The sequence below is a fragment of the Halomonas sp. DP5Y7-2 genome (assembly GCF_019802025.1).
Lineage (GTDB): Bacteria > Pseudomonadota > Gammaproteobacteria > Pseudomonadales > Halomonadaceae > Halomonas > Halomonas litopenaei_A.
Genome location: NZ_JAHVHY010000003.1, coordinates 565,523 through 578,800, shown reverse-complemented (window position 1 = coordinate 578,800; position 13,278 = coordinate 565,523). Strand labels below are relative to the sequence as shown.

General features: G+C 63.5%; 10 protein-coding genes. 2 read left to right on the top strand and 8 right to left on the bottom strand.

Features of this window, described 5'->3' with window-relative positions:
* Positions 1 to 238 precede the first annotated feature (238 nt).
* The 8 genes from KUW18_RS06200 to KUW18_RS06165 all read right to left on the bottom strand — a co-directional run bounded on the left by KUW18_RS06200 (position 239) and on the right by KUW18_RS06165 (position 9,899).
* Entirely contained in the window at positions 239 to 2,053 is a 1,815-nt protein-coding gene (locus KUW18_RS06200) for a TRAP transporter permease (RefSeq protein WP_206942341.1), read from the bottom strand.
* 166 nt (positions 2,054 to 2,219) lie between these two features.
* Positions 2,220 to 3,203 (bottom strand): TAXI family TRAP transporter solute-binding subunit, encoded by a 984-nt coding sequence (locus KUW18_RS06195; RefSeq protein WP_206942338.1) that lies wholly within the window; start codon positions 3,201 to 3,203, stop codon positions 2,220 to 2,222.
* 328 nt (positions 3,204 to 3,531) lie between these two features.
* Entirely contained in the window at positions 3,532 to 4,335 is an 804-nt protein-coding gene (locus KUW18_RS06190) for a hypothetical protein (protein ID WP_206942336.1), read from the bottom strand.
* Between the two features lie 23 nt (positions 4,336 to 4,358).
* The gene (locus tag KUW18_RS06185) at positions 4,359 to 5,099 is read right to left on the bottom strand and encodes an SDR family NAD(P)-dependent oxidoreductase (protein WP_206942334.1); all 741 of its coding nucleotides are present in this window, start codon (positions 5,097 to 5,099) and stop codon (positions 4,359 to 4,361) included.
* A gap of 57 nt (positions 5,100 to 5,156) precedes the next feature.
* Positions 5,157 to 5,945 (bottom strand): SDR family NAD(P)-dependent oxidoreductase, encoded by a 789-nt coding sequence (locus KUW18_RS06180; protein WP_222561003.1) that lies wholly within the window; start codon positions 5,943 to 5,945, stop codon positions 5,157 to 5,159.
* Positions 5,942 to 7,312 (bottom strand): MFS transporter, encoded by a 1,371-nt coding sequence (locus tag KUW18_RS06175; RefSeq protein WP_206942330.1) that lies wholly within the window; start codon positions 7,310 to 7,312, stop codon positions 5,942 to 5,944. Before KUW18_RS06175 ends, KUW18_RS06180 begins: the two co-directional genes overlap by 4 nt.
* A gap of 114 nt (positions 7,313 to 7,426) precedes the next feature.
* A complete protein-coding gene (locus KUW18_RS06170; protein WP_206942328.1) occupies positions 7,427 to 8,308 on the bottom strand; it encodes a polysaccharide deacetylase family protein in 882 nt (293 codons plus the stop codon).
* A gap of 631 nt (positions 8,309 to 8,939) precedes the next feature.
* Positions 8,940 to 9,899, bottom strand: a complete 960-nt coding sequence (locus KUW18_RS06165; protein ID WP_222561002.1) for a GntR family transcriptional regulator — start codon at positions 9,897 to 9,899, stop codon at positions 8,940 to 8,942.
* Between the two features lie 403 nt (positions 9,900 to 10,302).
* On the opposite strand from KUW18_RS06165, the gene KUW18_RS06160 reads away from it, so the two are divergent.
* Together KUW18_RS06160 and KUW18_RS06155 are read left to right on the top strand one after the other, a co-directional pair.
* Entirely contained in the window at positions 10,303 to 11,859 is a 1,557-nt protein-coding gene (locus KUW18_RS06160; protein WP_224907803.1) for an NCS1 family transporter, read from the top strand.
* Positions 11,860 to 11,914: 55 nt separating this feature from the next.
* Complete coding sequence (locus KUW18_RS06155) at positions 11,915 to 13,264, top strand: amidase family protein (RefSeq protein ID WP_222561001.1); 1,350 nt, start codon at positions 11,915 to 11,917, stop codon at positions 13,262 to 13,264.
* The last annotated feature ends 14 nt before the right edge of the window (positions 13,265 to 13,278 follow it).

Below are 13,278 nucleotides of genomic sequence, written 5' to 3'. Positions count from 1 at the left end.
AAGAACCTACAAACTTAACAATAAAACGCACGGAATAGCCGCTCATGAAAAGCAGCTATTTATCCTTTTTTGCGCTCCCGTCGCTCACTCATCATCACATCATCGATGCAGGAATTATCGTCTAACGACCACCGTTTTTTCGATGGCCTTGCCCCCGTCGTAACAGCCAGAGAACGGCTCAGAGTACAGACCAGAGCACCGGACAGAGTACAGACCAGAGCTCCGGTAAGAACACCGGTCAGAGCACAGGCCAGGGCACGAAGATCACGCCAAGCCCCAACGCCACCAGCACCAGCCTGACCCACCAGCGGAAGCGTCCGATCAGTCCGTAGGACGTCATCCCAAGGCCAAGCAGCACGCCAAGGGTCGTGCCCAGGGCAAGGACAATCCCACCGCCAAGATCCAAAAGCGCCGGATGCGCCACCATGGCCAACGGGATCAGGTACAGACCGACCCCCAGCGCCATGGCCTTGGCCGCGACCTTGAGCCAGTTTTCATCGGCCATGCCAGCAGCGATGAACACCGCCCCGCACACCGGCGGGGTGATGGTGGAGAGCAGCGCGAACCAGAACACGAACAGGTGAGCCGTCAGCAATGGCAACCCCAGCTCGGTCAGCGCGGGGCCAGCCACCGACACACAGATGACATAGGCCGCAGTGGTCGGCACTTCCATACCCAGTACCAGGCAGGCAAGCGCGGTCAGCAGCAGCGCCGGCCATAGCTGCCCACCGGACAGCGACAGAATGGCAGAGGTCACCTTGACCCCCAGCCCGGTGAGCGCCAGCACACCAATGACCAGGGAGGCGCACAGAATTATGGCGCCGATGACCGCAATCTGGCGACCAGCCGTCAGCGCAGCCTGGGCCAGGCGAGCGCGGAATTCTCTCCCGGACACCTTGAGCTCGGCATTCATGGCCAACAGGGCAAGCCCTGCGAAGATCGCCACGCTGGCAGCATACTGGGGCGTGTTGCCGCCGTGAAAGATACGTTCCAGCAGGATCGCGAAGGGCACCGCAAAGAACAGTGCCGTCGTGACCACCTCACGCAGCGCCGGGCGATCTTCCGCAGCCACAGGTTTCAAGTCATGGCGAGTCGCGAAGGCATTGATACCGATCCACACGGTGGCGAAGTAGAGAAACGCCGGCAGCAGCGCCGCGCCCATGATCTCGGTGTAGGGAGTCCCGGTCAGCTCGACCATGACGAAGGCGCCAGCCCCCATCAACGGCGGCATGATCTGGCCACCGGACGAAGCTACCGCTTCGACCGCACCGGCCAGCGAGCGCGGGTAGCCAAGCCGGGCCATGGAAGGAATCGTGATGGCGCCGGTGGAGGCCACATTGGCCGAGGCCGAGCCCGAGATCGACCCCATCAAGGCGCTCGAGATCACCGATACCTTGGCGCCACCTCCGGTCAGACGACCCGCCGCGGCACCTGCGAGGTTCATGAATCCTCGACCCGCGTCACCGGCATTCAGCACCGCGCCGAAGATCACGAAGATGGCGACCACCGACACGCTGACCCCGGTCAGCTTGCCCCACAGGCCACCCTCAGCAATGGTCAGCGAGCCCACTAGGCTTGCCATGGGCAGCCCCGGATGACCGAACTCACCGGGTAGATACTGGCCCAGGGCCGCGTAGCCCAGCGCCAACGCCGTCACCAGTGGCAATGGCCAGCCGATCGCACGCCGCGCGGCTTCCAGCGCGACGACGATCAACAGCACGCCCACCGCCATCTGCAACGGGGTATCGATAAAGCCATACTGGCCGCTCAGGGCATCCTCGTTGATGACGATGAACAGACAGGCAGCGACACCCAGCGCCGTCAGTGCTAGGCCGCTGGCATGCTGCCAGCGAGTGCGGGCGGAAAACACCAGTACCCATGGCAGCACCAGCGCCATGTGCAGAGGGCGACTGATCAGCGCCGGAGTCAGGCCATGGAAGATCAGGCCAAGGTGGAACACCACCGACAGGGTACCCAGGCCCACCCACACAGGCGTGAGGGTGCGTCGGGCGTCGTTGTCGGTGGCCGAGCGGGCGGCATCGCTTGAACTCATGACATCACTATTTCAGCAGGGACGGTGCCATTACCCGAAGTGATCTTCGCGGCAGTGGCCAGGCCAGTTTTACGGAAAGACGATAAAGAGGAGCCAGGAAAACGCGTATTCGCCACGCAGCCGGGAATGGCATTCATGGCGAATACTCTGTCAGCTCAAGGAATGATCAGCGCTGAGCGTCAGGAATCTGAACGCCGGATTCCTCGTAGTAGCGAAGCGCTCCGGGATGCAGAGGTCCCTCGAGGTTAGCCAGCATCTGAGGAGAAATGGCCTGCCACCAGGGGGACGTCTTGGCCATAGCCTCTCGCCGTTCCCAGAAGGTCTTGGTGAGGGTGTAGGCGGTCTCTTCATCCATCGCGCTGGTGGTATAGGCCACCACCGGTAGTGACGTGGTCAGCACGTCTTCATCCACACCCGCATAGGTACCGGCGGGAATGATCTGAGGCGCAGCTCCGGTTGCCTCCACCTCGGCCTCGCTGAAGGACACCAGTCCGACATCGTGGCTCGCCGCTGTCTCGATCACATTGGGCGCGGGGAAAGAACTCGCGGTGGCAAAGGCGTCGATCTGGCCATTCTTGAGCGCGTCGGGAGCGCTGCCCACGTCGGCGTCGTCGACCTCGACCTGGTCGGCAAGCTCGAACAGGTCCAGATAGCGCGCAGCCTCTCTGGCGCCGAAGGAGCCCTGGCCGATCAACAGGTGCTTGCCAGCCAGTTCATCCAGCGACAGGGTGTCCTGCTCGCCGGCCACCACAAAATGCATGGTCAGTGATGGAATCGGGAACAGCGCGCGAATCTCCTGGAAGCGCGGATGGTTGCGGTTCTCGAACGGGCCGCTGGATTCGCGTGCCTTGCTGACCAGGCCCGGGGGCGAGGTGAAGACATAATTACCGGGCCGCGCCATCACTTCCATGACGTTCTGCACCGATCCCTGGCTTTCTTCCAAGGTGAGGGTGACCTCACCCTCGGTACCGGCCTTGATGGCTTCGGATAGCTCGACCCCCATCTGGTAATAGGCGGTGCCGGCAGACGCCGACTTGTAGGTCAGGCGAGTCTGCGCACTGGCGGTGCCAGCCGCTAGACCGCTCAGCAGAAAGGTACCGGCCAGCACGGCCGTCAAGGCCCTGGAGCCTCGGCTACGAAGATGACGCATGGGGTGGTGTCTCCAGTCGACAATGGGCGGGGCCAGCACCTCTTCTTTCCTTTATAGTGCCGCGCCAGGTACACACCTGCCGGGCTTGGCCGGCCAACAGCATATTCGACTGACGCCCTTCTCGCCATGGCAGGGCCAAAATGCCGACCACGCCTGACTAAGAGACACCTCTGAATCACGAATGAGCGAGACACCCTACGGAAACGCGCATCAGAGCTTTTTGCAGAATCAGGCATGTCGAGTAAGCCTGCTATCGCTCACCAGACTTAAGCAGGTCTCTCTCTTTCCCCCACCTCGGTGGGGTTTTTTTTGCATGTCATCGATGAGCCTAGCCGGATTTCCTGGAAGTCCTCGCGCAGCGCCAGCCCACCACCTGCCTCGCCCATAAGGCGCCGCTGGTGGCCAACGCTGCCGCTACGGCAAGGCTGAAGGCGGTCGTGGGGGGAAGAGTATCGGCACTGAGTGCGAGGACGGCGCTGAAGGCCACCAGGCTCAACATGCCCAGCTGGGTGCTGGCCAGGGTGGCACGCGCTGCCGCTGCTCCGTAGCGCTGGTGCAGGGTCAGGGCGATGGTAAGCATACCGATCGGGAAGCTCAGGACCATGCCCGATACCGCGGGTGCCCAGGTGCCGACCAACAGCGTGGCGAGACACACGATGGCGCCCGCCAGAGAACCCCGAAGCAGTAGATCGACCCAGCGTACCGGCGCCGATACCGACACCGATGCCAGGTGAAGCGAGCGCAGCCGTCGCATGGCCATGGCCAGACAGGCAAGAAACACGATCAGTGCCAGTCCCACACCACCGGGTAGCGCATTGGCGACCGCTGCTGCCACCCACCACAGGCCCGCGGAAATACCGGCGCTGGCCCAGGCTCCAAAGCGACCCGACGCCAGCACAAAAGCCAGACAGAAGGCCAGGGTGGCCAGCATGGCGTGCAATGACCCCAGCGCGGCATCTGCGACCAAGCCACCTGGCTGCTCACGCAGCATGAAGAAGTAACCTGGTCCCAGCACGATCGGGGTGCCGGCCAGTACCCCGCCAATCCCGGGGCCCAGGCGGACGGCGGCCAACGAGACACCGATCACCACTGACGCGGTCGCCAGCCACTTGATCAGCAGCAGAGTCACCATGAAGGGGCTCCCGTGGACGATGGCTACATCACGTCGCCACTGTTGGGCCCAAGCGTCTGGCCAAGATACAGATCACCGTCCGGCGACGCCGCCAGCATCAGCGCCGAAGGCGCCACCTCCTCGGCTCTGCCGAAACGCCCGAGGGGCAATTCGGCTTCCTTGTCGGCGATCCATTCCGGGCTCAGCCCTTCCAGCATCGGGGTCAGGATAGGGCCAGGGGCAATCGCATTGGTCAGCACGTTGTAGGGAGCAAGGTCCCGGGCCATGGACTTGGTCAGCCCCAGCACCCCGGCCTTGGCCGCGCAGTAGTGGGACAGCCCCGTGCCGCCCTTGAGCGCCAGCTGTGAAGCCACATTGATGATGCGTCCGTTCCTGCGCTCCACCATGTGTGGCGCCACGGCTCGGCTGACCAGAAAGACCCCGCGCAGGTTGATGCCAATCATGCGGTCAAAGGTGTCCGCACTCATCTCCAGAAACGGCGTTTCGTCGAGTATTCCGGCGCTGTTGACCAGCACGTCGATGCGTTGATGGCGGCCGATCACCTCATCGACCATGGCCGCCACCGAGGCCTCGTCGGAGACATCCACGCGGTGGACGCTGGCCCGCGCATCGAGCTCATCGGCCAGCTGAGCGCAGGCATCGGCGTTACGATCCGCCAGCGCAACGACGGCGCCCTCGGCGTGAAACAGCGAGGCAATGGCGCGACCGATACCGCTGCCACCTCCCACCACCAGAGCCACCTTGCCTTCAAGCTTGAGTGTCATGCAACGATCCTCCTCTGGGGAAAGTCGGGGGTGAGCTGGCCCACCCCCGCAAGGGTGTCAGCTGGGCCAGCGCACGGTCAGGCCGCCGTCGACAATCAGCTGCTGTCCGGTGACGTAAGAGGCGTCATCGCTGGTCAGAAAGCGCACCGTGCGGGCGACCTCATCGGCGTGCCCAACACGTCCAGCGGGAATCACCTTGCCTGCCGCCGCCAGGCCTTCCGGCCCCAGGGAGTTGACCGGGTCCAATGACTGCGGGGTCTCGATCAATCCGGGAATCAGGGTGTTGACGCGAATACCTCGTGGGGCGAGCTCCACCGCCAGAGACTTCACCAGCCCCACCAGGCCACTCTTGGCGGCGGCATAGTGGGCATGGTCATCCCAGCCATACACGCCCCCGGCGATGGAGGACACCGCGACCATGGCGCCAGGCCCGGTCATCACCCTGGCGGCGGAGCGGAAGATCCGCATGACCCCGGTCAGGTCCACCGACAGCATGTCATTCCAGGCATCGTCGGTGAGGTCTTCCAGCGCGGCCTGGCGCAGGATTCCCGCGCCTGCAACCGCAATATCCAGTCGCCCAAAGTGCTCGACGGCGGCCTGGGCGAGCGCATCACACTGCTCGCCATCACGTACGTCCACCGCCACCGCCAGGCACTCGCCGCCGGCTTCTCGCACCGCGGCAACGGTGGTCTCGACATCATGGGGGTCGCCCGGATAATAGCCAGCAACCACCTTGACCCCCGCCTTGGCATAACTGACCGCCAGGGCTTGCCCGATGCCACTGGCCGCACCAGAGATCATGGCGACCTTGCCTTCCAGTCCATCGTCACGAATCAAGCGACTCATGCTGCCACCTCCTTGAGAACATCCTCTTCGCGGTGATCGACCTGACGCGTACCGAACATCAATAGACCACTAAGCAGCAGCGGCAGTGAGCCGGCCAGAATCGCCGCCCAGGTCATGCTGACACCAGCGGTCAGCAGCAGTGACACCAGCCCGGAACCGATGATCGCTCCCACCGGCGCCATGACGTGGGCGACGTTGGCGCCGGTGCCACGCACGTGAGCCGGAAAGGACTCCCCCATGTAGAACAGGATGGCGGCGAACGGGCCGAGCAGGAAGAACAGGGTGACCGCGTACATGGCATAGACGAAGCCATCGGTCGCCGGCCCCAGCAGCATCAGCATGCTGGCGATGCCCCCGAGCAGAAAGCCCAGCAACACGGTATTGCGACGCCCGATACGATCACCTACCCAGCCATGACTGAGGTAGCCGACAAAGCCCACCGCGTTCGCCAGGATCAGGACATACAGGGAACTCTCGAAGCTGACACCCTTGGCCTCGACCAGCACTGTGGTACCCAACACCGCAAACACCTGGATCGCCATCCAGCTGAACAGCCAGACCAGCGAAAGGGAGATGGTGTGGCGACGCAGCTCTGGCGAGAACACGCCCTTGAGTCCCAGGTTCTCGCCATTGTTGACCTCGATGTCGTGTTCGGCCGCAAGGCTCGCCGCCCCGCTGTCGTCACCCGCCTTGCGCCGGCGCTCGACTTCCTTGATGGCGGCAAAGACAGGGGATTCCGGCAGCTTGATCGCCATCACGATGACAATGATCGAGGCACAGGCGGCCACGAAGAAGCTGCCGCGCCAGCCGACGATCGGCAGCAGTAGCGAGGTCATGCCGGCGGCCAGCAGGGCACCGACCGGCCAGCCACTCTGCACCAGGCTGTACATGAAGCCACGGCCCTTGGCCTTCTTGTAGATCTCGTTCAGGTAGACGGCATTGACCACCTCTTCAGAGACCGCAAAGCCAGAGAAGGCGCGGATGATCACCATGGACGCTGCACCGATGGCGATCCCCGACAGACCCGAGCTCACCGCGCCCCCGATCACCAGAAAGATCAGGGTCTTCTTGCGACCGAAGCGATCGAGCATCGTGCCGACCACCAGCGAGACCAGAAAGACCCCGATGGTGGCCCAAGTATTGACGGCAGTGGCCTTGGCGGTGGTCCAACCGAAGTCCTCGGCGATCACCGGCAGCAAGGTGCCAAACAGGGTGTAGTCGTAGACCGACGCCACCCAGGCGATAAAGCAGACCAGAGAGGCATAGCCAATCTGTTTCTTGGTTATGACCGCGTTCCAGGGGGCTTCTGCGTCGGCGGGAGCCGTGCCAGGGGCACTGGAGGACACAGTGGAGGTTGGTTCAGTCATCGACGTCACCCTTTGTTCGTTATCGTTGTGGTGTGAAGGTCAGGCGGGGCGAAACGTGAAGGCTTGGTGGCTCGCCCGGCAACGGCGCCGAGCGAGAGCATCCCTTCGGTTCGTTCAGGTTCTGGGGTGGCGCTTGGCGAAGTCGTCGGCGATTTCGTCGAAGGTGCAGAAGCGCACGCCCTCGTGGCTCTGCATGTGCTCGATCAGTCGCTCGAGCATCATCAGCACCTGAGGACGGCCGGAGACGTCGGGGTGAATGGTCATGGTGAATACTGCGTAGTCATTCTCGCGGTAGACCCAGTCAAACTGGTCCTGCCACATCTCGCCCAGCTGCCGCGGGCTGACAAAGCCGTGGCTGTTGGGAGACTTCTTGATGAACATCATCGGCGGCAGGTCATCGAGGTACCAATTGGCGGGAATCTCGATCAGATCCGTTTCCTCACCCCGCTCAAGGGGCTTCATCCACTCCTTGGCGGACTTGGAGTAATCGATCTTGGTCCAGGAGTCGCCTACACGCACGTAGTACGGATGAAAGTCATTGTGCATCAGGCTGTGGTCGTACTTGATGCCCCGCTCGAGCAACAGCTCGTTGGTCACCGGACTGAACTCCCACCATGGAGCGACATAGCCAGTGGGGCGCTTGCCGGACAGCTTGGTCACCAGCTCGATGCTGTGATCAAGGACATCGCGCTCCTGCTCGCGGGTCATGGCGATGGGGTTCTCGTGGCTGTAGCCGTGCACGCCGACTTCATGACCCGCGTCGACCACTGCCTTCATCTGCTCGGGGAAGGTCTCGATGCTGTGGCCGGGAATGAACCAGGTGGTCTTGAGGTTGTAGCGTTCGAACAGCTTGAGCAGTCGGGGGGCGCCGACCTCGCCAGCGAACAGCCCGCGGGAGATATCGTCCGGTGAATCTTCGCCGCCATAGGAGCCGAGCCAGCCGGCCACGGCATCCACGTCGACACCAAACGCACAGAGAATTTCTTTCTTGGCCATCGTGTAAACCTCGTCTTGTCACTTGGAGTTATTGAGATCTGTTGGCGAAACCGGCCACGCCATGGGCATCTGGACACGGGATAGAGCGCAGCTCACCTCTCCAGAACATCGCCTTTCAATTGAAGACTGGATACAAAGGTCATTTTTGTCAAGACAGTGGCTTTCCGCTTGAGAGGCTTAAGGGATCCATCGAAAGACGCTCTCATCCACCGCAAAGAACGCACTAACGCCTTTTTTCTCAACAAAATAGAAACAACAGGAAAGAAGCACCGGGAATCTTGGGACTCGCAAGAAATACAACTAAAGTCGAAAAAAGAGAAAGCGCAGGAACGGATAAAAACGCAGAACGTCATTTTTTTGATCATCGCATTCCGATGACATTTTTCAGTGCCCCAGCATGACGCAGCCGCGGCAAGCATCAGTGGAAGCAGAAGGGGGATAGAGGGAGAGGGAAAAGAGAGAGGGAAAGCCACAGGGGCTGAGCCACAGCCCCAGAAGCGCCAGCGCCAGCGACAGCGACAGCGACAGCGACAGCAGAACGAGAGGTCAGCGGCTGCCGGTCATGCTAGAGAGATAGCGACGCCGGAGACCCGACGTCAGCAGCAACAGGGGAGATCGCCACCGCCAGGGATCATACGATGCGCTGCAGGTAAGGCGGCAGTTCAGGTTCAGGAAACACTGACAGCACCTTGAGGCGACGCCGGGTACGCTCAGCGGCGGCCTGGAGGTGTGATTGCAGGCTGGAGGCGGCAGCATCGAAGGCGCCATATAGCAGGTGATCGATGACAAGCTTGTGCTCTACCAGCAGCGGCTCATCGCTTGGCACCCCCAACACCTGGAAGAACATGCGATTGACCATCACCGGCAGCTGGCTCTGGGCAATCATCTCGCCGGCCTTGCGATTGCGGTAGTGACGCAGGCAGTGCTGATGCAGATCCTGCTCCAGCCGCGCAAGGGTCGCAGCGCTCTGTTGTTCAGGCGCATCGATCAGCTGCTGCACCCGTGCCTGCATGGCCTCGAGCTCGTCACGCGCCAGATGCGGCCCCGAAGCCTTCAGTGCCGCCGGCTCAAGCAGGATCCTGATCTCGTAGTCCTCGGCCACGGCCTGTGCCGTCAGCGGGCCTGCCAACCAGTGCGAGTGGCGATCCTTCTCGATCAGTCGCTGGCTACGCAGCCGCCCCAGCACCTCGCGTGCCACCGTCCTGCTGACCCCATAGTGCTCGCTGAGGGTGGTTTCCACGATGCGAAAATGGCCAAAGGCGAGGCACGTCGCCACCGCCTCTTCCACTGCAGCGTAAATCCGCTCAGCCGCGGGCCTTGTGTCTACCACCGGCGCCTGGTCGTCACACAGCCCCAAGCGCTCAGCCGTCAACGGCTCCCGGGCGGGGGACACGGCCCCAGGGTGCGGCGTTGCCACAAAGCCACGCCCTTCAAAGCGGCTGATCACCCCTTGTTCGTGCAGCAGCTCCAGCGCCTTGCGTACCGGCCCGCGACTGGTCCCGAACAACCGTGCCAGCGGTCCTTCCAACAACACCTGATTGGGCGCGACACGGCCTGAACGTATGGCGTCCCGCAGCGAATCCTGAATCATTGCATAGCGCGGCGGGCGCCCCCCACCGTGCGTGCTGGTCTTTTCTGCCGTATTCAGACGTCGCCCTCCCTGTCATTGGCGATCCACCCTGCCGCAAGGCAGCCCCATAGTCTGGCAGCTCATGCCACCCCTTTCGACCCGCTCAAAATGACACCTGTCGACGAAAGCAGCCCGGCCATCCACGCCCGATCCCATCTGGAGCGCTCGCGCCGGGGCTCTACTATGCCGAAAAAACAGCCTATTGCATTTACTTTCCGTACCAAATGCGGCTTAAGGCTAGAGGCAAAGCTTGTCAAAAAATGGTTTTTGTATCCATACTGCATTTACGCGACCTTGAGAGATCTCCTCCCCTCTCCGGCGCTATCGCTCCCAACAACAACCTTTCACACCCAGGTGCGATACCATGACAAGCACTCAACACACATCGCCGCCCCCTGCCCCTTCGACGCGCTCCGGTACGTCATCTCAAGCGACGACGCCCTCCTCGGCCAACGCCAGCGATCATCTGCTGGAGGCGGCGATCCTGCCGGTATGGCTCAATCAGCGCACCATCGGCTTTCTGGGCTTCATCTGGCTCTGGATCGGCATGGCCGTCATCATCGCCACCTTCCAGCTAGGCGCTGGCGGTGTCGCTGGCCTGCCACTGGTCCAGGTGGTCGCCATCATCTTCCTGGCCAACCTGGTCCTGGGCGTGGTGATGAGCCTGACGGCCGATATCGGGACCGAGCACGGCCTGTCGTTCGCGGTCTATCTGCGCGCTCCCTTCGGCCTCAAGGGCACCCACCTGCCCGCCGTATCACGCGGCATCGTCGCGGCTATCTGGTTCGGCGTCCAAACGTACCTGGGGGCGCTGGCCCTCAACGGCATCGTCGAATACCTGTGGGGCCTCGACAACTGGGTGCTCTGGTACCTGCTGTTCGCCGTCGTGCAGATCGTCAATACCGCCCTCGGTATCCGCGCGGTAGAGCTGCTGGCGTCGATCGCCGCGCCCTGCATCGTGGCCATCTCGGTATGGATGTACTTCACCCTGGACGTACTGGCCGAGACCCAAGGCATCAACATCTGGACCTTTGCCGGCGATCAGGACGTGGCGGCGCTGGGACTGTTCTTCGCCAACATGGCTTTCTGGTCGGCGCTCGCCGTCGATATCCCCAACCTCACCCGCTTTCTGAAGACCGAGGCGGGTGCCAGAAGCTTCTTCCAGCGCAACCGCAACGTCTTCGTGGCGCAGTTCCTGGCGCTGCCCGCCACACAAGCCTGGATTGCACTGATCGGCGGCGTCTCCTTTATTGCGGCGGGCGACTGGAACCCGGTCACCGTCATCCAGGGCCAAGGCGGCGGCTTCACCCTGATTGCGCTGCTGGCCATGGTGATCCTGGCCCAATGGTCGACCAACAATGCTGCCAACCTGATTCCGGCGGCCCTGACCTTCGTCAATGCCGGGGCGCCAAGGGTCAGCTATCCGGTCGCGCTGGTCATCGCGGGGGTGGTCGGCACCGCGTCAATGCCATGGCTGATTCTCGATAACCTGTTCACCTTTCTGAGCTACTACGGCGCCGTGCTGTCTGCCGTCGGGGGCATCATGGTGGCTGACTACTATCTGCTGCGCCGGCGTCGCCTCAATGTACCCGCGCTGTTTGATCCTGCAGGGCAGTTCCGTTTCTGTGGTGGCTTCAATCCCGCAGGGCTGATTGCCTGGCTCGCCGGTGGCACTCTCGCGCTGATCTTTCTCGAGTATGCCTACGCCGTGGGTTTCGTCACCGCCCTGGTGGTCTATGTGGTACTGATGAAGGCCTGGATCCTGCGCCGGTACCCTCAGGAGGAGATCCGCTCAGGCTTTGATGACCGCTTCCTGGCCACCTCGGTGGGACGCAACTGGGTCTATACCGAGCAGGGACGCTTCGAACGCCTGGAAACCGGTGACATCCCCGACTCCGCGCTCAAGCGCGAGGATCGCTGAGTCGTCGTCTGGTGCCGCCCGCGGCGGCGCCCACCAACCGCAACAGGAGACGTGCATGCCTGCCTCCCCCTTCACCGCCCTGGCCATCGGCGAGGCCATCCGACGCGGCGAACTCGATCCGGTCGCGCTGACCCGCCAATGCCTGACCCGGGCCGCCGACAGTGACGCCGTCTTTATCTCGCTGACCGAGCAACGCGCTCTGGTGGAGGCCGAGGCCTGTGCCCAGCGTCAGCGCTCGGGCACCCTGCGCGGACCGCTCGACGGTGTGCCGCTGGCCTGGAAGGATCTGTTCGATATCGTCGGCACCGCCACCACCGCCGGCGGCAAGGTGCTGGGCAAGACGCCGGCCGCGCGCGACGCCGAGGCGGTACGCCACACAGCCGGCGCGGGCATGGTCGGCATCGGCAAGACCAACCTCACCGAGATCGCCTACTCGGGGCTGGGCCTGAACCCGCACTTTGGCACACCGCACCATACGCCAGCCGGCGCCGAGCCACGGGCGCCCGGCGGCTCGAGCTCAGGCTCTGCGGTGGCGGTCGCGGCAGGCATCGTGCCCGCCGCCATCGGCACCGACACCGCGGGCTCATTGCGCGTCCCGGCGGCCTTCAATGGGCTGGTGTCCTATCGCCCCTCCCAGGCCCGCCACTCGCGCCAGGGCGTGACACCGCTGGCCGACAGCCTGGACACCATCGGCGTCATCGCCACCACCCTCGAGGACTGCCTGGCCATCGACGACACGATGCGCGGAAGCGCGCCGCTGGCCCGCGCCGCCGCCGCGCCCGAACAGTCGGTGATCGTGCTCGATACAGGCTGCCTCGACGACCCGAGGGTATCCCGCGCCGTGGGCGACAATCTGGAGGCCTGCGCCAGCCGCCTTGAGGACGCCGGCTTCCACATCATCCGTCGCCGCGTGGCCAGCGTCGCCGGCACCCTGGAGGCCATCGCCCGCCACGGCTGGCTGGGGGCGGCGGAGGCCTACACCGAGTATCGCGCCTTGCTGGAAGGCCCCGATGCCGAGGCCATGGACCCTCGGGTACGCAAGCGCCTGGCGGCCGCCCGCCAGATGCCCCCGGACAGCGTGGTCAGCCTGTACCGCCTGCGCCAGGCGCTCAAGACTCGGCTGCGCGAGGAGCTTGCCGGCGCGACCCTGCTGACGCCCACGGTGGCGCATGTGGCGCCCTTGCTCGCGCCGCTGGAAGCCGACCCCGAGCACTTCGCCGAGGTCAATCTGGCGACGCTGCGCCTGAGCATGGTGGCAAGCCTGCTCGACTCGCCAGCGGTGGCGCTGCCCAGCGGACGTGACGACGACCGCCAGCACACCAGTCTGCAGCTGAGCGGACCCTGCGGCGAGGACGAAGCACTGCTGCGGGTGGCCCTTGCCGCCAGCTCGGCGCTGACGGCCTAAATCACATTCATTCG

What these genes read in the sequence shown, in the direction of transcription:
- KUW18_RS06200 (WP_206942341.1), bottom strand. Translation starts at nt 2,053, where the DNA reads ATGAGTTCAAGCGATGCCGCCCGCTCGGCCACCGACAACGACGCCCGA.
- KUW18_RS06195 (WP_206942338.1), bottom strand. Translation starts at nt 3,203, where the DNA reads ATGCGTCATCTTCGTAGCCGAGGCTCCAGGGCCTTGACGGCCGTGCTG.
- KUW18_RS06190 (WP_206942336.1), bottom strand. Translation starts at nt 4,335, where the DNA reads ATGGTGACTCTGCTGCTGATCAAGTGGCTGGCGACCGCGTCAGTGGTG.
- KUW18_RS06185 (WP_206942334.1), bottom strand. Translation starts at nt 5,099, where the DNA reads ATGACACTCAAGCTTGAAGGCAAGGTGGCTCTGGTGGTGGGAGGTGGC.
- KUW18_RS06180 (WP_222561003.1), bottom strand. Translation starts at nt 5,945, where the DNA reads ATGAGTCGCTTGATTCGTGACGATGGACTGGAAGGCAAGGTCGCCATG.
- KUW18_RS06175 (WP_206942330.1), bottom strand. Translation starts at nt 7,312, where the DNA reads ATGACTGAACCAACCTCCACTGTGTCCTCCAGTGCCCCTGGCACGGCT.
- KUW18_RS06170 (WP_206942328.1), bottom strand. Translation starts at nt 8,308, where the DNA reads ATGGCCAAGAAAGAAATTCTCTGTGCGTTTGGTGTCGACGTGGATGCC.
- KUW18_RS06165 (WP_222561002.1), bottom strand. Translation starts at nt 9,899, where the DNA reads ATGATTCAGGATTCGCTGCGGGACGCCATACGTTCAGGCCGTGTCGCG.
- KUW18_RS06160 (WP_224907803.1), top strand. Translation starts at nt 10,303, where the DNA reads ATGACAAGCACTCAACACACATCGCCGCCCCCTGCCCCTTCGACGCGC.
- KUW18_RS06155 (WP_222561001.1), top strand. Translation starts at nt 11,915, where the DNA reads ATGCCTGCCTCCCCCTTCACCGCCCTGGCCATCGGCGAGGCCATCCGA.